The 18961-nt window shown below is 67.5% G+C and carries 16 protein-coding genes and 1 tRNA gene; 9 read left to right on the forward strand and 8 right to left on the reverse strand.

What is annotated here, in order from left to right; all coding sequences use genetic code 11:
- Positions 1-41: 41 nt before the first annotated feature.
- The 3 genes from C9424_RS06815 to C9424_RS06825 all read right to left on the reverse strand — a co-directional run bounded on the left by C9424_RS06815 (position 42) and on the right by C9424_RS06825 (position 3028).
- On the reverse strand, positions 42-722 hold the full coding sequence (locus C9424_RS06815; RefSeq protein WP_116766148.1) for an NUDIX hydrolase: 681 nt from the start codon (positions 720-722) through the stop codon (positions 42-44).
- On the reverse strand, positions 719-1486 hold the full coding sequence (gene nth / locus C9424_RS06820; RefSeq protein ID WP_116766292.1) for an endonuclease III: 768 nt from the start codon (positions 1484-1486) through the stop codon (positions 719-721). Before nth ends, C9424_RS06815 begins: the two co-directional genes overlap by 4 nt.
- A gap of 108 nt (positions 1487-1594) precedes the next feature.
- The gene (locus C9424_RS06825) at positions 1595-3028 is read right to left on the reverse strand and encodes a hypothetical protein (RefSeq protein ID WP_116766149.1); all 1434 of its coding nucleotides are present in this window, start codon (positions 3026-3028) and stop codon (positions 1595-1597) included.
- Between the two features lie 445 nt (positions 3029-3473).
- Here C9424_RS06825 and acs point away from each other — a divergent pair, with 445 nt between their 5' ends.
- The 3 genes from acs (at position 3474) to C9424_RS06840 (ending at position 6501) form a co-directional block, all read left to right on the forward strand.
- A complete protein-coding gene (acs, locus tag C9424_RS06830) occupies positions 3474-5480 on the forward strand; it encodes an acetate--CoA ligase (RefSeq protein WP_116766293.1) in 2007 nt (668 codons plus the stop codon).
- A 196-nt stretch (positions 5481-5676) separates the two neighbouring features.
- Positions 5677-6153 (forward strand): type II 3-dehydroquinate dehydratase, encoded by a 477-nt coding sequence (gene aroQ / locus C9424_RS06835; RefSeq protein ID WP_091256046.1) that lies wholly within the window; start codon positions 5677-5679, stop codon positions 6151-6153.
- 72 nt (positions 6154-6225) lie between these two features.
- Complete coding sequence (locus C9424_RS06840; RefSeq protein WP_237563336.1) at positions 6226-6501, forward strand: DUF2332 family protein; 276 nt, start codon at positions 6226-6228, stop codon at positions 6499-6501.
- 8 nt (positions 6502-6509) lie between these two features.
- Here C9424_RS06840 and C9424_RS06845 read toward each other — a convergent pair whose 3' ends face one another.
- A complete protein-coding gene (locus tag C9424_RS06845; protein WP_116766151.1) occupies positions 6510-7694 on the reverse strand; it encodes a MarP family serine protease in 1185 nt (394 codons plus the stop codon).
- A 220-nt stretch (positions 7695-7914) separates the two neighbouring features.
- Between C9424_RS06845 and C9424_RS06850 the strand changes: the two genes are divergently transcribed.
- Complete coding sequence (locus C9424_RS06850) at positions 7915-8592, forward strand: Crp/Fnr family transcriptional regulator (RefSeq protein ID WP_011693220.1); 678 nt, start codon at positions 7915-7917, stop codon at positions 8590-8592.
- A 272-nt stretch (positions 8593-8864) separates the two neighbouring features.
- Here the strand turns inward: C9424_RS06850 and C9424_RS06855 are convergent, their stop codons facing one another.
- The 3 genes from C9424_RS06855 to C9424_RS06865 are packed head-to-tail and all read right to left on the reverse strand — an operon-like array spanning position 8865 to position 10553.
- Complete coding sequence (locus tag C9424_RS06855; RefSeq protein ID WP_116766152.1) at positions 8865-9776, reverse strand: NUDIX hydrolase; 912 nt, start codon at positions 9774-9776, stop codon at positions 8865-8867.
- Positions 9777-9792: 16 nt separating this feature from the next.
- Positions 9793-10395 carry a RidA family protein gene (locus C9424_RS06860; protein ID WP_116766153.1) on the reverse strand — a complete coding sequence of 201 codons (603 nt, stop codon included), beginning with the start codon at positions 10393-10395 and terminating at the stop codon, positions 9793-9795.
- A gap of 2 nt (positions 10396-10397) precedes the next feature.
- Positions 10398-10553: a DUF4177 domain-containing protein gene (locus C9424_RS06865; protein ID WP_009359196.1), complete on the reverse strand. Its 156-nt coding sequence runs from the start codon at positions 10551-10553 to the stop codon at positions 10398-10400.
- Between the two features lie 37 nt (positions 10554-10590).
- On the opposite strand from C9424_RS06865, the gene C9424_RS06870 reads away from it, so the two are divergent.
- The 5 genes from C9424_RS06870 (at position 10591) to C9424_RS06890 (ending at position 18440) form a co-directional block, all read left to right on the forward strand.
- Complete coding sequence (locus C9424_RS06870; protein WP_116766154.1) at positions 10591-12885, forward strand: transglycosylase domain-containing protein; 2295 nt, start codon at positions 10591-10593, stop codon at positions 12883-12885.
- A gap of 3 nt (positions 12886-12888) precedes the next feature.
- Positions 12889-13836, forward strand: coding sequence for a metallophosphoesterase (locus C9424_RS06875; protein WP_116766155.1), 948 nt, complete (start codon positions 12889-12891; stop codon positions 13834-13836).
- 666 nt (positions 13837-14502) lie between these two features.
- Positions 14503-16326 (forward strand): ABC transporter ATP-binding protein, encoded by a 1824-nt coding sequence (locus C9424_RS06880; protein ID WP_116766156.1) that lies wholly within the window; start codon positions 14503-14505, stop codon positions 16324-16326.
- Positions 16323-18188 (forward strand): ABC transporter ATP-binding protein, encoded by a 1866-nt coding sequence (locus C9424_RS06885; protein WP_116766157.1) that lies wholly within the window; start codon positions 16323-16325, stop codon positions 18186-18188. Before C9424_RS06880 ends, C9424_RS06885 begins: the two co-directional genes overlap by 4 nt.
- A gap of 175 nt (positions 18189-18363) precedes the next feature.
- Positions 18364-18440 (forward strand) — tRNA-Pro (locus tag C9424_RS06890).
- A 213-nt stretch (positions 18441-18653) separates the two neighbouring features.
- On the opposite strand, the gene C9424_RS06895 is transcribed toward C9424_RS06890, so the two are convergent.
- Entirely contained in the window at positions 18654-18872 is a 219-nt protein-coding gene (locus tag C9424_RS06895; protein WP_116766158.1) for a hypothetical protein, read from the reverse strand.
- Positions 18873-18961 lie beyond the last annotated feature (89 nt).

An 18961-nucleotide genomic window follows, 5' to 3' on the forward strand; every position in this document is an offset into this window, starting at 1 on the left:
AGGCCGGCGTAGAATCGGCCGCACGCATCGCCGGGCGTGGCTCACACATCGATCCCGTAGAGCCGCGCACGGTCCCAGGGAACCGCCCAGCCCAGCTGTTCGAACAGCTGGTTCAGAATCATCCCGGTAAACCCCCACACCACCACGCCGTTGACGGTGAACGCGGGGCTCTGGAACGTCTGGCCGGCCCGGCTGACCGTGGCCATCACCCGGTTGTCCGGATCCAGCAGATCCCGGACCGGAACCCGGAACACCTGTGCGGATTCGCCGTAATCCACCACCCGGACGGGCGACTGGGCGGCCCACCAGGCCAAGACCGGGGTGACGAGGAAATTCCCCCGCGGCAGGGCCAGCTCGGGCATCGCCCCGAGGACGTCCACACCCGCTGGGTTCAGCCCCGTCTCCTCTTCGGCCTCTCGAAGGGCCGCGGCGATCACCGACTCGCCCGGGTCGATGCCCCCGCCCGGAAAGGCCACTTGTCCGGGATGGTCATCCAGGGTCTGCGCCCGCTGCAGCAGCAGAACGTCCAGATCGGCCGGAGCCAGCAGCTTCTCGGACACCGCCGGGACGTTGTCCAGCGCCCCGAAGAGCATCAGCACGGCGGCCTTGCGGACCCGTTCGCCGGGCTCGACGGCGAGTTCCCGCCAGCGTGGATCCGGCGCGGGCGCCGTGCCCGCCACGACAGCGGCAACGAGGTCGACGAGGTCCTGGCGCGCGGTCACGGCTGCTTCCTCTGCGATTCCATCCGGATTTCGGCAGCGCGGTGCGTCTCGGCCAGAAGCCGGGCCAGCAGTGCCTCCTGCCCCGGGGCGAGCTCGTACTTCAACAGCTTCCTGGCCTTCTCCGGGTCGGTCTCGCCGGCGCCGTAGCTGGGGCACCAGTTCGCTACCGCGCAGGCACCGCACGCCGGCTTGCGGGCGTGACAGACGCGGCGGCCGTGGAAGACGACGCGGTGCGAGAGCATGGTCCAGTCCTTCGGCTCGAACAGTTCGGCGACATCGGACTCGATCCGGACCGGATCATCGGAGTCTGTCCAGCCAAAGCGCCGGGCCAGGCGGCCGAAGTGGGTGTCCACGGTGATGCCCGGAATGCCGAAGGCATTGCCCAGCACCACGTTCGCGGTTTTCCGCCCGACGCCGGGCAGCGTCACCAGGTCCTCCAGCCGGCCGGGCACCTCGCCGTCGTACTCGTCCACGAGCCGGTTGCACAGCGCCAGGAGGTTCCTGGTCTTGGCGCGAAAGAAGCCGGTGGGCTTGATGATGGCCTCGAGCTCGGCCGGTTCCGCCTCCGCCATCCGGCGCGCGTCAGGGTAGCGCGCGAACAAAAGGGGCGTGATCTGGTTGACCAGCACATCCGTGGTCTGGGCGGACAGCACAGTGGCCACCACGAGCTCAAACGGGCTGCGGAAATCCAGTTCCGCGTGGGCATAGGGGTACTGTTCCGCGAGGGCCCGGTTGATCCGGCGGGCCCGGCGCTTGAGCGCCAGGAGGGACTCCGACGCCCGCGGGGCACCGGGCTTGGTGCTGCGGGGGGCCTTGCCGCCGGATTCCTTGGTACCGGATTCCCTTCTGCCGGATTCCGTGGTCACGGACGGCTAACCGCGTTCGATGTTGCTGAGGTCCCGCAGGACGCCGAGCCGCCCGTCCGTGTGCTGGACCAGGAATTCGTTGCCGCGGTCTTCAAGGGCCAGGACCCAGCCGCCGGGCTCGACGACGAATGCCGGCGCCCCGGTGCGCTCGTCGACGGCGGTGCGGGGCTGTGCGACGGCGAACCAGAAGGCCTCGTGCACGGGGTGGACGTCGTCCTCGGCGGCACGGCTGGCGGGATCGACGGTGGCTCCGATGGGTTCCTGCGGCCGGACCTGTTCCTGTGGCCGGACCTGAGGGTGGACCGTGGTGGGTGCGCTGCCGCCGGAGGCAGCCGGAACGCTGGCGGCCTGGGTCTGTTCCGCGGCGGTGCCGGTGGAAGCGGCCGGGGCAACGGAAGAAGTCGATGCAGCAGCCCCGGCCACGGCACCGGAAGCCGCGACGCCGGCGGCCTGGGTTTGTTCCGCGGCGGACGCCGGCTCAGCGGAGGGAACCGGCCCCGGGGACGGAGCCGACGTCGACGGCGTTGACGGAGCCGACGCTGATGGGGCGGAAGCAGCGGACGGCGCAGCACCAGCCGTACCACCCGCGCCAGCGGGTGGCACAACGCCGGAAATCTGGGTTGCCGGCGCGCTGGAAGCCGCAGCGCTCGTCGCTGCAACGGACGCTGCACCCGCCGAAGCTACCCCGGGCGACGGTACAACCGGTGAAGGTGCTGCCGGCACGGCGGTCTGGCCGGCGGTGGCCGGTCGATTGTCCCGGCCTGCGGCCGCCCCGAAGGCGGCCGCCTTGGATTCGCCGGTTCCTGTGGCGGCCTTGGCCGGTTTGGGTGCCTTCGGCGTCTTGGGTGCACGGGGCTTTTGCACCGGCACAACGGCTTCACGGGCCACCACGTGGGCAGGCGCTTCCTCCCGGCCCAGGAAGTCGCCGGCAAAGAACGGGATCCACCGAGCCAGGACCGTGGCCGCGAAGAGACCCGCGGCGCCCAGGAGGGCTATCAGCATGCTCGGCACGAAGGCCCCGGCCGCGGCGAGAAAGAAGAAAGCGAGCGTAAAGGACGCCACGACGGACGCGAACTGATCAATCGACAGCGATCCGACCCGGATTTTCGTCCCCGGGCTGAGCCGGCGCGCCACGAACAAGACGGTGACAATGAGCGGCAGCACGATGCCCAGGCCCAGGAAGAAGAGGCTGCCCAGGTTCCACAGATTGTAGGAGAAGGCAAACATCGGAATGAGGGAGGCGATGAAGAGAAGCAGCGTGGAGCCGAACACGGTCAGATCCCGGATGGTGAAGGGACCCAGAATGGCTTCGTTCTTCTTCGCGGTCTTCTTGTCCACGGTGAAGCGCGGCGCGTCCCCGAACCCGGCTGGCCCCGGCTGCGCCGCGCCGCCCTGGTTCTGGGCGGGCGCCCGGAGTTGCCCGTTGTCTTGCTCGTTCATTCCGTATCTCCTTAGCATGGCGGCGCCCTGGACAGCGCCGTCTAACGGCAGGCAAGGACGGGCCCGCTAACGGGTCCCGCCGCCTCCATCGGATGTCACAACTTCATCTCAGCCTAGCCAAGTGCATGGCCGATCACTAGCTGACAAGCCGAGGGCGCCCACAGCAGAATTCTCTGTATTTTCGGTTCCCCGGCGCCTCCGCCGGGCGCGGCGGGAACGGGCACGTCCGACCGCCGAAGAGACCACTCGGCGCTTAACAAACACCGCTCACGGCGCTCTTTGTGACGGGGCGCACGTTTGGTCGGACCCGCGTATTAGTGTTTATTGCAGAACAGCTCTTGCGGCACTGCCGTGATCTGCCGCCGCCCGACGTCGCGCATGCGGCCCGGCGCGGAGGCGGCACGAACGTCCGCTCAGCACGGATCGATGAATGATGAGGTTCACCATGTCCCAGCAGACACCCGGCACCACTGCCACGCAGGCGCCCCAGGGCGATGCCTTCGAAAATCTGTCCCAGGAGAACCGCCGTTTCGCGCCGTCGGCCGGGTTCGCGGCGAATGCCGTGGTCACCTCCGCTGACTACGCCGAGGCCGACGCCGACCGTCCCGCCTTCTGGGCGAAGCAGGCCCGCGAGCTGCTGAGCTGGTCCAAGGACTTCACCCAGGCGCTGGACTGGTCCAACCCGCCGTTCGCGAAGTGGTTCGTCGGCGGCGAGGTCAATGCGGCCTATAACGCCCTGGACCGGCACGTCGAGGCCGGCAACGGGGACCGGGTGGCCATCTACTTCGAGGGCGAGCCCGGCGACACCCGCACCTACACCTACGCGCAGCTGACCGAGGAAGTGAAGAAGGCCGCGAACGCCTTCGAGTCACTGGGCGTGGCCAAGGGCGACCGTGTGGCCGTCTACCTGCCGATGATTCCCGAGGCCGTCATCACCCTGCTGGCCTGCGCCCGGATCGGCGCGATCCACTCCGTGGTCTTCGGCGGCTTCTCCGCCGAGGCCCTGCGGTCCCGGATCGACGACGCCGAGGCCAAGCTCGTGGTCACGGCCGACGGCACCTACCGCCGCGGCAAGCCCAGCGCCCTGAAGCCGGCGGTCGATGAGGCCCTGGCCCACGACGGCCACACCGTCCAGAACGTCGTGGTGGTCAAGCGCAACGGCCAGGACGTGGACTGGCACGAGGGCCGGGACCACTGGTGGGCCGACACCGTCGGCGCCGCGTCCGCCGAGCACACCGCCGTCGGGCACGACTCCGAACACCCGCTCTTCATCCTCTACACCTCCGGCACCACGGGCAAGCCCAAGGGCATCCTGCACACCACCGGCGGCTACCTCACCCAGGGCGCCTACACGCACAAGGCCGTCTTCGACCTCCACCCGGAGACCGATGTCTACTGGTGCACCGCCGACGTCGGCTGGATCACCGGGCACTCCTACGTCGCCTACGCCCCGCTCATCAACGGCGCCACCCAGGTCATGTACGAAGGAACCCCGGACTCCCCGCACCAGGGCCGCTGGTGGGAGATCGTGGAGAAATACAAGGTCTCCATCCTCTACACCGCCCCCACCGCCATCCGCACCTTCATGAAGTGGGGCAAGGAGATACCGGCCAAGTCCGACCTCTCCTCGATCCGGGTCCTGGGCTCGGTGGGCGAACCCATCAACCCCGAGGCCTGGATGTGGTACCGCGAGGTCATCGGTGCCGACAGCGGCCGGAAGTCGATCCCCGCACCGATCGTGGACACCTGGTGGCAGACCGAGACCGGGGCGCAGATGATCGCCCCGCTGCCCGGCGTCACGGCCACCAAGCCCGGCTCGGCCCAGGTCCCGCTGCCCGGCATCGCGGTGGACGTCGTGGACGAACTCGGCGAATCCGTGCCCAACGGCTCCGGCGGCTACCTCGTCATCCGCGAACCCTGGCCGGCCATGCTCCGCGGCATCTGGGGCGACCCGGAACGGTTCAAGGAAACGTACTGGTCCCGTTTCGAGACCATGTACTTCGCCGGCGACGGTGCCAAGAAGGACGAGGACGGCGACATCTGGCTCCTGGGCCGCGTGGATGACGTCATGAACGTCTCCGGCCATCGCCTGTCCACCGCGGAGATCGAATCCGCCCTCGTCTCCCACCCGGCCGTGGCCGAAGCCGCCGTCGTGGGCGCCGCGGACGAGACCACCGGCCAGGCCGTCGTGGCCTTCGTGATCCTGCGCGGGGACGCCGTGGACTCCGGTGACGCGATCGTCGCCGAACTCCGCAACCACGTCGGCAAGGAGATCGGACCGATCGCCAAGCCCAAGACCATCCTCGTAGTGCCGGAATTGCCCAAGACCCGCTCCGGCAAGATCATGCGCCGGCTCCTCAAAGATGTCGCGGAAGGCCGCGAGGTCGGCGACGCCACCACCCTCGCTGACAACACCGTCATGGCCCAGATCGCGCATTCGCTGAAGAAGTAGCCGGCAGAAACAGGCCGGGGCGCCGGAGTGTTTCGACACCGGCGCATGACGACGGCGGCGCCTCCCCCCCGGTGGGAGGCGCCGCCGCCGTTAATGTTGTCCGCGGATTTTGGCGCGGCGCGCAAAGTCCGCAGTAACGAAGGGTGTGGCAGTAACGAACAGCGCACACGGGCCGGGGCGCGATAGATTTGCTGACATGACTGAAGCCTCCCCCGCCAGCGCTGCCGGCCGCGGCACCATCCTTGTTCTCAACGGACCCAATTTGAACCTGCTCGGCACCCGCGAGCCCGAGAAGTACGGGACGGCGACCCTGGCCGACGTCGAACAGCTCGCCAAAGATGCCGGTGCGGCGCACGGGCTGGACGTCGAATGCTTCCAGTCCAACCATGAAGGGGCCCTCGTGGACGCCATCCACGCCGCACGCGGGAAAGCGGTGGGAATCGTGCTCAACGCCGGCGCCTACACGCACACGTCCGTCGCCATCCGGGACGCCATTTCGGCCGTTGCGCTGCCCACGGTCGAGGTGCACATCACGAATGTGCACGCCCGCGAACAGTTCCGGCACCATTCCTACCTGTCGGACATCAGCAAGGCCGTGATTGCCGGCGCCGGGATCCTGGGCTACCGGTTCGCGGTGGAATACCTCGCCGGACTGCACGCGGCCAAAGACTGAGCATGTCCCCTGTGGGGGCCGCGCAGGATCTGTGTCCGTGTCCGGGGTAGGGTCCGTGTCCGGGATGGGTCCGTGTTCGGGCACCCTCCCCCGGTCCTGCGCTGCGTCGCCTCCGGCCCGGTGCCGCTGCCCGCGCCCGCGGAACTTCCCCGCGTGGTGTGGCGGGCCTGCATCGACCTCAATCCCGTGGATGTGCGCAGCCCTGACGACGTCCCCTGGCTTGAAGCCTTCGGCCGGCCGGAGCAGGAGTTCCACTTCGAACGGTTACTCCCGGGGGATCGTGATCGCCCGGGAGCGGCCCCGCGAGTGCTCGTGGCCGGCAACCGCAAGGAACAGCGCGTGGCGTAAATGCCGGGCTATTTCTTGACGCAGTGTCCGGACGAGACGGCGCCGCCCAGACCCGGTGCCTGGGCCGCGACGGGGCCGAGGTCGGTCATGGTGATAGCGAATCCGAGCGAGGACTCGGCGGTGGCCTTGGCAAAGACCACCCCTGCCACCTGCCCGTCCATGGTCAGGAGCGGGCCTCCGGAGTTACCCGGCTGCACGTCGGCGGCGAGCCGGTACACGTTCTCGGGCGCGGCATTGTTGCCGTAGATGTCGGGGACCAGCACGGTGGTGATGTCCTGGACCGTGGCCGGCTTGGACTGGAAGGGACCGCCGTGTGGATAGCCGGCGAAGGCCGCGGCGCTGCCGGACGGCAGGTCAGAGGTCAGGGGAAGGGGTGCCGACTGCAGGCCGTCCACCGCCACGACGGCGAGGTCGTGCTGGGTGTCAAAGTACACAACGCGCCCGGGCAGGGCGCCGCCACCGGGCGTTTCCACCACCGGCTGATCGACGCCTGCGACCACGTGGGCGTTGGTCACCACGCGTCCGGGGGCGACGACAAAGCCGGTGCCGGTCTGGTTCTGGCCGCACTGGTAGGCGGTTCCGGCGATCTTGAGGACCGACGCGGCTGCTTTGTTCAGTGCCGGGGTATCCGTGCTCGTGTCCGGGACGGCGACCGGCTGGCCCTGGCCGATGCCGTCCAGCAGGGTGGGGATGCCCTCGCCGATCACTGCGGAGCGCAACTGGGCCATTGACGCCTTGACCGGGGTGGGCGTCACGCCGTCGATGAAGCCGATGACTTTGGATTCGGCGATCTGCTGAGACACGAAGGGCACGCCCAGGGCCCCGATGCTGAATGCCAGCATCGACATCACCAGGGCGGACACGACGACGTTCACGCCTCCGCCCACGAGACGGTCCGCCGCCCGCAGGGGGCTGAACGGCATGACGCTGCGGATTCGCCGGCCGATCATGGTGCCTAGCCCGTTCCCCACGATCATCAGCAGGATGGCCGTGGCCACGATGGCGGTCAGACGCCAGCCGCTGTCTTCCACGAGCCCGCTGACGATGGGAACGGACACGAATGCGGCGACCGCGCCCGCAGCGAATCCCGCGATGCCTCCGAGCGTCACAAGGAAGCCGTTGCGAAGGCCGTGGATCAGGTAGGACAAAAGCGCCACAACCAACACCAAGTCCAAAATGGTCAAGCCAAACACCGGGGCTCCTCACAGACAGTTCAGCCACGATTCTAGCGGTGTAAGCTGAACGTTTGCCGATCGGCCGCCGGCCTGCCGGGTCTTCCGGGATCGGCGGGGACTTCCGGGACCCCGCTTTCGAGCCCTTCGGGCGTTTCAGTGCCAACTACGTCACAGACGCGCCAAAATTCTGAAAGAATGGCTGAAGCGCCCCAGCCGACACAGCTAGTCAGGAGATTTCATGGATATCGAGGTATTGCGCCGCGCACCCCTTTTCGCCACGCTCGACGACGAGGCGTTCCGTCTGCTGACGGACGAACTCACCGAGGTGGACCTTTCACGCGGTGCCTCGGTATTCCGGGAAGGCGATCAGGGTGACCAGCTCTACTTCATCGTCTCCGGCAAGGTGAAACTCGGCCGCACGTCGCCGGACGGCCGAGAATCGCTGCTTGCCATCCTCGGCCCGGGCGAACTCTTCGGCGAAATGGCGCTCTTTGACCCCAGCCCGCGAACGGCGACGGCTACGGCAGTTTCCGAGACCCGCCTGGCCGGTCTCAAGAACGAAAGCCTCAATGCGCTGCTGCGCACCCGTCCCGAGGTTTCGGCCCAGCTGCTGCAGGCCTTGGCACGCCGCCTGCGCCGTACCAACGATTCCCTCTCCGACCTCGTCTTCTCCGACGTTCCGGGCCGCGTGGCCAAGGCGCTCTTGGATCTGGCCGACCGCTTCGGCCGCCCCGCTACCGACGGCGTCCTGGTCGCCCACGAACTGACGCAGGAAGAGCTCGCCCAGCTGGTCGGTGCCTCCCGCGAAACGGTCAACAAGGCCCTCGCTGAATTCGTCCAGCGCGGCTGGCTTCGCCTGGAAGCCCGCGCGGTCGTCATCCTCGACATGCAGCGACTGCGCCAACGTTCCCGCTAGGAAACCTGAGCAGCAACCACGAAGGCCGGCCCCGGAATGAACGGGACCGGCCTTCGGTCGTTGGTACCCACTTGTCCGTGGGACATGCCCATTCTTCACAGACCCATGGCCGGGACATGCCCAGCCCCGGAAGCCAGGAATGGACATACCGCCAGCATGTCCAACGGCCAGCGCCAACGGAGGGCATGTCCTAGGACGGGCCAGCCCCGTCAGGCCGCCACACCCCTCAGGCAGTCACAAACCCTAGCCAGGCGGGGCCACGCGGTGTGGGCTTAACGCTCCCGCTGGGGTTCGCCGGCAACCGTCTTGGCGGCCTCGACTTCGAGCATGAGCCGGCCTTCTTCCTCGACGAGCTTGGGCTGGTAGACGTGGGCCTTGCGCTTGTAGCTGAGGTAGGCGATGCAGCCGTTGGCCTTGGCCATCTTCTCGAGCATGATCTCCGAGCCAGGAACCAGGAGTTCACCCAGGGTGCGGCCCACGGTGTTCTCCTGCCCCACCTCGTCGCCGAGCACCGTGGTGTCCCGTTCGCTGACAACCTTGCGGACGCAGACCCAGCGGCCCCAGACGCCCTTGCTGGCGAGCAGGGAGGGCTGCTGGTTCACGGGCAGGGTGGCAGCGAAGTAGCGGGTGTTGAACCGGCGGTGCGCGAAGTCGGGGCTGAGCCAGTTGACCAGGGGCTTGAGTAGATCCGTCCGCAGGGAGAGCCCGCGCTTGGCCAGCACGTCGGTGAAGGATTTCTCCTGGTCCGCCACGGCTTCCCGGGCGCGCATCCATTCCGCGCTGGAGGTCGACTCCACCGTGGTGGACAGGTCCGGGCCGGCCAGCAGGATGCCGGTCTCCTCGAACAGCTCACGGATGGCGCCAACCACATGGCGGCGCGCTAAGCCGACGTCGGAGGTCCCCATCTGCTCGGCCCAGTGCTGGGGCGAGGGACCAAGCCAGCCGACGGCGTCGTCGTCGGACGTTTCGAGCGATCCGCCGGGGAAGGCCAGGACACCGAGCGGGGAGGACCCCGTCCGGTACCCGAGCCAGGTCTCCAGACCCGTGGGCGAGTCCCGCAGGAGGATCACCGAGGAGGCGAAGCGCGGGGCGCGGGGCGTGCGTTCACCGTGTTCAAGCCAGCTGCGTGCTGCTCCTTCAAGATCGGGGGGCAGAACGAACAGGCGACGTGCTAACTGAGGCAAAGAACTAACCGGCCTTCTAAGCGAATTCGGCGATCAGTTCGACTTCAACAGGAGAGTCGAGCGGCAGGACGGATACCCCGACGGCGGAACGGGCGTGCTGGCCGGCATCGCCGAGGACCTGGCCCAGCAGCTCCGAGGCGCCGTTGATGACACCGGGCTGGCCGGTGAACGAAGGATCGGAGGAAACAAATCCGACCACCTTGACGATCCGCGTAATGCGGTCGAGGTCCCCGATCACACTCTTGACCGCCGCCAGGGCGTTGACGGCGCAGACGGCGGCGTATGCCTTCGCGGCTTCCGGGGACACCGTGGACTCGTCGGAGGCGCCTTCCGAGCCCGTGGACACCTTGCCGGTGGCTTCGAGTTTGCCGTTGATGAACGGCAGCTGCCCGGAGGTGTAGACATGATTGCCGGAAATGACGGCCGGAACGTAGGCCGCCACCGGGGCCGCGACGTCGGGCAGGGTCAGGCCCAGCTCCGCGAGGCGCTGTTCGACGGCGGACGACGCGCCCGTGCCGCCGGTCTGGCCTGCTGCGCCGGCCGTCGAGGCAGCGGTGCCTTCGGCGACGTTTTCCGGGTTTGCCGGCGTGGCCGGGGTGGCTTCAGAGGGGGTGCTCATGGCTACTGCTTCTCCCGCTTCAGGTAGGCAACAAGGCCGTTTCCGTCAGGGCCCGGAACAACTTGGACGAGCTCCCAGCCGTCCTCGCCCCACTGGTCCAGGATCTGCTTTGTGGCATGGATGATGAGCGGAATCGTGGCGTACTCCCATTTGGTCATGACATAAAGCCTAGTCGTTGCCGGTAAAGTGGAAAACATGGCGACTGGTAAGAACCCTTTATTCGACACGGCCACCACCCTCGGAAAGATCCTTCTTTTCCTGGGCGTGAGCGCCATTTGTGGCGTCCTGGTGGCGGGGCTCCTGGTCCCCGCGGCGGCCGTTTCGGGCAGCGCGGCGAGCGGTTCGATCCAGTTCTTTGACACCCTTCCGGCAGAGCTGAAGGTCGATCCGCCGAGCCAGTCGACGACGATTCTGGCCTCCGACGGCAGCGTGATCGCCAATCTCTACGCGGAGAACCGCACCCGCGTCTCGCTGGACCAGATGTCCCCGTACATCAAGGACGCGATCATCGCCATCGAGGACAACCGGTTCTACGAGCACGGCGGCGTGGACACCACCGGCATCCTGCGCGCCCTCGTCAGCACCGCCCGCGGCCAGAAGCAGGGCGCGTCCACGATTACGCAGCAGTACGTGAACAACGTCATCAACTCCTCGCTGGAGGCCGAAGGCAAGGGTGACGAGGTCCTCCTCAACGGCGTCAACAAGGGCGTCGGGGACAAGCTCCGGGAAATGAAGCTGGCCATCGCCTTGGAGAAGAAGTTCACCAAGGAGCAGATCCTTGAGGGCTACCTGAACATCGTCTTCTTCAACCGGGACGCCTACGGCATCGAAGCCGCATCCAAGTTCTTCTTCAGCACCACCGCCAAGGACCTGACCCTGCCGCAGGCGGCACTGCTCGCCGGCGTCGTGAACAGCCCCTCCTTCTACGACCCCATCGCGAACCCGGACAACGCCAAGGTTCGGCGCGACCTCGTCCTTAAGGCGATGCTGACCCAGGGCAAAATCAAGCAGGCCGACTACGACGCCGCCGTCGCGACGCCGGTGGAAACCAAAGTCACCCAACCCCGCCAGGGCTGCGCCTATTCACAGACCGCACCGTACTTCTGCGACTACGTCTTGCACCTGCTCCTGAACAACCCGGCCTACGGGGCCGACGCCGCCGAGCGCGAGCGGAAGATCTTCCGCGGCGGCCTGACCATCAAGACCACGCTGGACCCGCACGCCCAGGCTGTGGCCCAGTCCCAGGTTGATGCTTCGGCCGGCGCCAACCCGGACAAGTGGGGCGCCTCGTTGGTGTCCGTGCAGCCGGGCTCCGGCAAGATTATTTCCATGGCCCAGAACACCGTCTGGTTCCCGGCCGACGGCAAGTTCGACCAGACCCAGAATTTCAACGTGGACAGCCAGGACGCCAAGGGCAACGACCTCAACGGTCTGGGCGGCTTCCAGCCCGGCTCCACCATGAAGCCCTTCACGTTCGCGGAATGGCTCAATGAGGGCAAGTCCATGAGCACGCTGCTCAATGGCGCCGTGCGCCGATATCCGCAGAATTTCCCCTGGAAGAACACCTGCCCCGCCCCGACCGTCGGCTGGTATGACGCGACCAACGGCACCCATGACCTGCAAAACGCGGAAGAGGGCTACTACAAGTACATGTCCGTCCTCGACGGGCTTGCCAACTCCATCAACACGATCACCTTCGCTACGGCGGCCCAGGTGGATCTCTGCGGGATCCAGAAGATCGTCGACGCCGTCGGCATCCACGGCGGCCTGCCGAGCACGGACAACCCCAATCCCCAGGTGCCGATGACCACCCTCGGCAACCTCATCGGCTCCACCCAGACGGCGCCGCTGACCATGGCCAGCGCGTTCGCCACGTTCGCCAACGACGGCAAGTACTGCGAACCGATCGCCATCGATTCGGTGACGGACGCCACCGGCGCCCAACTGCCGGCCCAGACGCCCAACTGCCGGGACGCGATCAATCCGGATGTGGCCCACGGCGTCGCGTATGCCATGCAGGAGGTGCTCAACCGCGGTTCTGGTGCGCTGATTGTGCCCCGGATTTCGACCAAGACCACCTTCCCGATCGCGGCCAAGACGGGAACCAACGACTCCAACAGCTCCACTTGGGTGGCCGGTTACACCAGCGGCCTGGCGACGGCCACGTGGTTTGGCGATCCCCTGGGCAACCAGCAGCGGGCTGGCCAGAACGTCACCATCAATGGCAAGTTCTACAGGGGCATCGACGGCTACATGATCGCCGGGCCGCAGTTCTCGAACTACATGGCCCAGGTGGCGCCGGCCTACGGCACCAATCCGTTCCCGGCACCGCCGTCGAACCTGCTGAACGCGCCGGCCCCGGTCGCGCCGCCGCGGGCGACCATCCCGACAACCCAGAGCACGGATCCGGCCACGGCCCCCGCCGCCGACCCTACAACGGCCCCGACGCTGGCTCCGGCTCCGGCCCCGACGAAGTCCAGTAAGAAGTAGCCGATGAGCCGGGGGAATGATCTGGCAAGCCGCGTTCGAAGCATCGGACGCGGCTTTGCCGTGACAGCCGCGGTCGGCACCGCAGCAGGGGCGGCCGCCACCGGTTACGGAATCTGGGAGAAGAACCAGTTCGTGCTCCGGGAGGAAACTCTCCCCATCCTGCCGGCCGGCTTCGGCCCGTTCCGGGTGCTGCACCTCTCCGACATCCACTTCGTGCCGGGCCAGCACCGGAAGGCCCAGTGGCTGTCCTCCCTGGCCGAGCTGAGGCCGGACCTCGTGGTGAACACCGGCGACAACCTCAGCCACCCCAAAGGCGTGGCTCCCCTCGTGGAGGCCCTACGTCCCCTCCTGGAATTCCCCGGCGTGTTCGTTCCCGGCTCGAACGACTACTTCGGCCCGCGCCTGAAGAACCCCGCCTCGTATCTATTCGGGCCCTCCGGCCAGAGCAAAGACCCACAGAAGCTCGACTGGCCGCTGCTGCGGTCCGAGTTTGGCATGTCCGGCTGGTTGGACCTGACCAACCGCTGCCAGTCCCTGGTGCTCCAGGGCATGCGCTTCGACTTCTCCGGCGTCGACGATCCCCACCTGCGCCTCGAACGGTACGCCGGCTGGCCCCGCGGTACCAAGGGCCGGGACTCCGATCCGCACGTGCGCGTCGCCGTCGCCCACGCGCCCTACCAGCGCGTCCTCGACCACTTCACCGACGACGGCGCCGACCTCATCCTGGCCGGCCACACCCACGGCGGGCAGATCTGCATCCCGGGCTACGGGGCGCTGGTCACCAACTGCGACCTTCCCACCTGGCGGGCCCGCGGCCTGCACACGTGGGAAAGCAACGGCAGGGCGACGCCGGTCAACGTCTCCGGCGGCATCGGTACCTCCCGGTTCGCCCCGGTCCGCATCGCCTGCCGCCCCGAAGCCGTCCTGCTCACGCTGACCTCCCGCGCCTGAACCTGACCTCCCGCGGGCCCGAGGAATGGACATGCCCTCCCCCGACGCTGCCGTCCGCGGGACATGCCCTCCGGTGGCTCTCCTTCCCGTGGGACATGCCCTCCCCTGATCGCGAGCAATGAGCATGGTGCCATCAGGTCCACTCCAGGGAGCCAGGACTGGACATGTCCCGTGGGGCCGGGGCCAAGACTGGACATGCTCCCCGACGCTGCCGTCCGCGGGACATGCCCTCCGGTGGCTCTCCTTCCCGTGGGACATGCCCTCCCCTGATCGCGAGCAATGAGCATGGTGGCATCATCTCCATTCCACGGAGCCAAGGCTGGACATGCCCTCCCCCGGCGCTGCCGTCCGCGGGACATGCCCTCCGGTGGCTCTCCTTCCCGTGGGACATGCCCTCCCCTGATCGCGAGCAATGAGCATGGTGGCATCATGTCCACTCCACGGAGCCAGGGCTGGACATGTCCCGTGGGGTCCGGGCCATGACTGGACATGTCCCGTGGGGCCCGGGGAGCGGTACCCTGACTTCATTGCGGATCGTAATGACTGTCCGAGACCACGGGCCCGCCCACTGCCGGGTGAATACGGTCACATGATGGCCTAGGGTAGTTGCTACAGGAAACTACATTCAACGGTGCTCTCTACGCACGGGCGTCTTAAGAAGCAGGCATGGCCAAGCAGACTTCATTCTTCACCTCCATCAGCCGTCTCTACCCGCACGTCAGGCCGATACTGCCCCGGCTGGTCATGGGTCTGCTCTCGGCGCTGCTGGCGAGCCTGATGGCACTGGCCATCCCCCAGGTGCTGCGCGTGCTGGTCAACGAATCCCTCAAGCCCGGCGGCAGCGCGGAAGCCGTGTGGACCGCCTCGCTCGTGATCCTGCTCCTGGGCATCGCCGAGGCCGGTCTCGTAGCCCTGCGCCGCCAGTTCGTCATCAACCCTGCCACCACCGTGGAGACCCGGATGCGGGTCTCCCTGTACGGGCATCTGCAGGACCTCACGGTGTCCTTCCACGACCGCTGGGGCTCCGGGCAGCTGCTCTCCCGCGCCATGACGGACCTGAATTTCCTGCGCCGCTGGATGGCCTTCGGGGCCATCATGCTGGTGGTCACCACGCTCACCGTGGTGATCGGCGTCGCGGTGATGTTCTCAATGAGCTGGCAGCTGGCCCTGATCTTCCTGGCCGCCGCCGTGCCGATCATGATCTACGGATTCCGTTTCCGCACCCGGTTCAGCAAGGTGGCCCGCCGCAGCCAGGACCAGGCCGGGGACCTTGCCACGACGGTCGAAGAATCCGTGCACGGCATCCGAGTGCTGAAGGCCTTCGGCCGCAGCCAAGAGGCGCTGGAGAACTTCAACGAGCAGGCCCAGGAGCTCCGGCAGACCGAGATTGCCAAGGCCAAACACCTGGCGACCTTCAGCCTTGTCGTGACGCTGCTGCCCGAGCTCGCCCTCGGCGCCGGGCTGGTCGTCGGCATCATGCTCGCCTCCACGGACCAGCTCTCCATCGGGTCCCTCGTGGCCTTCTTCGCCACCGCCGCTGTCGTGGCCGCGCCGGTCGAGTTCTGCGGCATGCTGCTGGCCATGGCCCTCACCGCGAAGTCGGCGGTGGACCGGCACTTCGAGGTCATGGACGCGCGGAACACGATCACCAGCCCGGACAAGCCGCGCCGGCCGGCTGAGCTGAAGGGTGCCCTAAGCTTCCACGATGCCTCGTTCGCGTTCGAGGACGCCCCGGACAAGCCGATCCTCAAGAACATCAGCCTGGACATCCGGCCCGGGGAGACCATGGCCTTGGTCGGCATCACAGGCAGCGGGAAGAGCGCCCTGCTCCAACTGGTCCCCCGCCTCTACGAGGTCACCGGCGGCGCCATCACGATCGACGGCGTGGATCTGCGCGAGTTCAGCGTGGAGGATCTGCGCACCGTCGTTGCCGTGGCGTTCGAAGACACCACGTTGTTCTCCAGTTCCGTCCGCGACAACGTCCTGCTCGGAGCGCCCGACGCCGGCCCGGCGGACAGCCGCGACGCCGCCCTGGAGGAAGCCCTCGACGTCGCCCAGGCCCACTTCGCCTATTCGCTGCCGGACGGGGTGGACACCCTGATCGGCGAGGAAGGCCTGAGCCTCTCCGGCGGCCAGCGCCAGCGCATCGCCCTGGCCCGTGCCATCGCAGCGAAACCGGCCGTGCTGGTCCTGGACGACCCGCTCTCGGCACTCGATGTGAACACCGAGGTCCTCGTTGAGGCCAGGCTCCGCGAAGTCCTCGCGGACACCACCACGCTGATCGTGGCCCACCGGCCCTCCACGGTGGCGCTGGCCGACCGCGTGGCTCTGCTCGAGGACGGCCGGATCACCGCCGTCGGAACCCACACGGAGCTGCTCGCCACCAACAGTCACTACCGCTACGTGATCGCCAGCCTGGACACGGAACCGCGGGACCTGGATTCAGAACTGTCCGCCTTCGAGGACCGGTCCGAGGAGATTTCCCGATGAGCAGCGCAACATTCGGCACCGCCAACGAGGACAACGCGCACCTCACCAGGACCGAGAGCAAGGCCGTCCGGCGGCGCTCCCTGGCCCTGCTGGGTTCCCTGATCCGCCCCGTCCGGGCGCGTTTCTGGCTGACAATCGGCGCCGTCGTCCTGTCCCAGGCAGCCCGCGTGGCCGGGCCGGCGCTGATAGCCTTCGGAATCGACCACGCGCTCCCGGCCCTGCGGGCCGGCAACAGCCTGCCCCTCGCGTTTGCCGGCGTCGCGTACCTGGCCGCTGCCGCCGCTACGGCGGGCCTGACCGCCCTCTACGTCACGTCGACAGCCAGGCTCAGCCAGGCGATGCTGCTGGATCTTCGCGTCCGGGTCTTCCGCCACACGCAGCGGCTGAGCCTGGAATTCCACGAGAAATACACCTCCGGCCGGATCATCGCCCGGCAGACCTCGGACCTGGAAGCCCTGCGCGAACTGCTGGACTCCGGCGTGAGCTCGCTGGCCTCGGGACTGCTGTTCATGGCGTTCACGGCCATCACGGTGTTCGCCCTGGACTGGCGCACCGGCGTCCTGGTGCTGGCCGCGGGCGTACCCATGTACTTCCTGGCCCGCTGGTACCAGAAGCATTCCCAGATCGCCTTCCGCGAATCCCGGGTGGTCTCGGCCCGGCTGATCGTGCACTTCGTGGAAACCATGACCGGCATCCGCGCGGTGAAGGCATTCCGCAAGGAACGCGAGAATGCCGCGCGCTACGCCGAACTCTCCGAGGACTACCGGCGCGCAACCGTCCGCTCCATCAACCTCAACGGCATCTTCCAGCCCGGGCTGGTGCTGATCGGCAATGTCTGCGTCGCCGTCGTACTGCTCACGGGCGGGTTCCGGGTCCTCAGCGGCGAGCTCGCGGTGGGCGTGCTCCTGGCCCTGATCCTGTCCACCAAGCGCTTCTTCCAGCCGGTGGACCAGATGGCCATGTTCTACAACTCCTTCCAAAGCGCCCAGGCGGCCCTGGAAAAGGTCTCGGGCCTGCTTGAGGAAATCCCCACCGTCCGGCCGCCGCAGACGCCCGTGGCCCTGCCCTACGCGCGCGGCAGTATCGACTTCAACGGCGTCGAATTCCGCTACGGCGACGGCCCGGTGATCATCCCGAGGCTGGACCTGCACATCCCCGCCGGCCAGACGGTCGCGCTCGTCGGGCAGACCGGCGCCGGCAAGTCCACCTTGGCGAAGCTGATCGCCCGCTTCTACGACGTCTCCGCCGGATCCGTCACGCTCGACGGCGTGGACCTGCGCCAGCTCACCACCGAAGACCTGCGCCGCAACGTCGTCATGGTCACCCAGGAGGCCTTCCTGTTCAGCGGCTCCGTCGCGGACAACATCGCCCTGGGCCGGCCCGAGGCGTCCCGTGAGGAGATCGAGGACGCCGCCCGGGCCGTGGGGGCACACGCCTTCATCACGGAACTTCCGGACGGCTACGACACGGACGTCAACAAGCGAGGCGGCCGCGTCTCCGCCGGACAGCGCCAGCTGATCAGCTTCGCCCGGGCGTTCCTGGCCCGCCCGGCGGTCCTGATCCTGGACGAGGCAACCTCGTCGCTGGACATCCCGTCGGAACGCATGGTCCAGCAGGGCCTCGCCGGCCTGCTGCGCGGCACGAGGGAGGCCGGCACGCGGGATACCAACCCGGCCGGGACGCACGGCGCCGGGCGGACCGCGCTCATCATCGCCCACCGGCTCTCCACAGTGGAGACGGCGGACCGGGTCCTGGTGGTGCACGACGGGCGCGTCGTCGAAGACGGCACGCCCGGGCAGCTGATCGGCGACGGCGGCGCCTTCGCCCGGCTCCACGGCGCCTGGAAAGACTCCCTGGTCTGACCCGCTCCCCCGCGGTTCGCACGACGGCGTCCGGCGTCCGGTCCCGGCGTCGTACGCCGTCTTCACGTCCTCGAACCCGTCCCCACGCACCGGTGTTCCACCCTATTTCACGCCCGATTTCACATCCGGGGCCATGATCGGATACTCTTGTGAAGTTGCTTTTGAAGCAACGGATCGGGATGTGGCGCAGCTTGGTAGCGCGCGTCGTTCGGGACGACGAGGTCGCAGGTTCAAATCCTGTCATCCCGACCACAGATAAAAGAGGGCCCTCCACGCGGAGGGTCCTCTTTTTCTTTGCCCGCACTTTTGGTCCCCCGCGAAAATAGGAAAATCCTTCCGCCGGGGATTTGCGCCGCATGCGGCACAGCCCCGGGAAACAGTCCCCGGGGCTGCGCTGGATAGCCGTGGTCGATTTTTGTGACGCGGGCCGGCAGGCGCCGCGCCGGATCTGTCACATCGAATCTGTTACATCGGGTCGGGCCAGTTGCCGACGTTGAGCGAGTGGGTCATGGGATCGGGCCAGTTGCCGACCGCCTGGGCCGTGCGCATGGGATCCGGCCAGTTGCCGACCGCGGCAACGTGTGAGACATCGGTAAGTGAAGCAGCGGACAGCACGGCCGGAGCCGCGGCGGAGAATGCCAGTGCGCCCGCCAGAACGGCGCCGGCTGCAATCTTCTTCAACATAGAGTTCCTCAATAAGAGTCGGGGTCCTTAACCAAGTCAGCACTACCCTTGTTGACACACATTGTAAAATGGTTTCCACAGAGACTGTC

It is taken from the genome of Arthrobacter sp. H-02-3 (genome assembly GCF_003097355.1).
Taxonomy (GTDB): Bacteria; Actinomycetota; Actinomycetes; order Actinomycetales; family Micrococcaceae; genus Arthrobacter; species Arthrobacter humicola.

Excerpts from the sequence above, each read along its gene's own strand:
- C9424_RS06885 (WP_116766157.1), top strand. The coding sequence starts at position 16,323 with ATGAGCAGCGCAACATTCGGCACCGCCAACGAGGACAACGCGCACCTC.
- C9424_RS06870 (WP_116766154.1), top strand. The coding sequence starts at position 10,591 with ATGGCGACTGGTAAGAACCCTTTATTCGACACGGCCACCACCCTCGGA.
- C9424_RS06895 (WP_116766158.1), bottom strand. The coding sequence starts at position 18,872 with ATGTTGAAGAAGATTGCAGCCGGCGCCGTTCTGGCGGGCGCACTGGCA.
- C9424_RS06850 (WP_011693220.1), top strand. The coding sequence starts at position 7,915 with ATGGATATCGAGGTATTGCGCCGCGCACCCCTTTTCGCCACGCTCGAC.
- C9424_RS06860 (WP_116766153.1), bottom strand. The coding sequence starts at position 10,395 with ATGAGCACCCCCTCTGAAGCCACCCCGGCCACGCCGGCAAACCCGGAA.
- aroQ (WP_091256046.1), top strand. The coding sequence starts at position 5,677 with ATGACTGAAGCCTCCCCCGCCAGCGCTGCCGGCCGCGGCACCATCCTT.
- C9424_RS06875 (WP_116766155.1), top strand. The coding sequence starts at position 12,889 with ATGAGCCGGGGGAATGATCTGGCAAGCCGCGTTCGAAGCATCGGACGC.
- acs (WP_116766293.1), top strand. The coding sequence starts at position 3,474 with ATGTCCCAGCAGACACCCGGCACCACTGCCACGCAGGCGCCCCAGGGC.
- C9424_RS06865 (WP_009359196.1), bottom strand. The coding sequence starts at position 10,553 with ATGACCAAATGGGAGTACGCCACGATTCCGCTCATCATCCATGCCACA.
- C9424_RS06825 (WP_116766149.1), bottom strand. The coding sequence starts at position 3,028 with ATGAACGAGCAAGACAACGGGCAACTCCGGGCGCCCGCCCAGAACCAG.
- C9424_RS06880 (WP_116766156.1), top strand. The coding sequence starts at position 14,503 with ATGGCCAAGCAGACTTCATTCTTCACCTCCATCAGCCGTCTCTACCCG.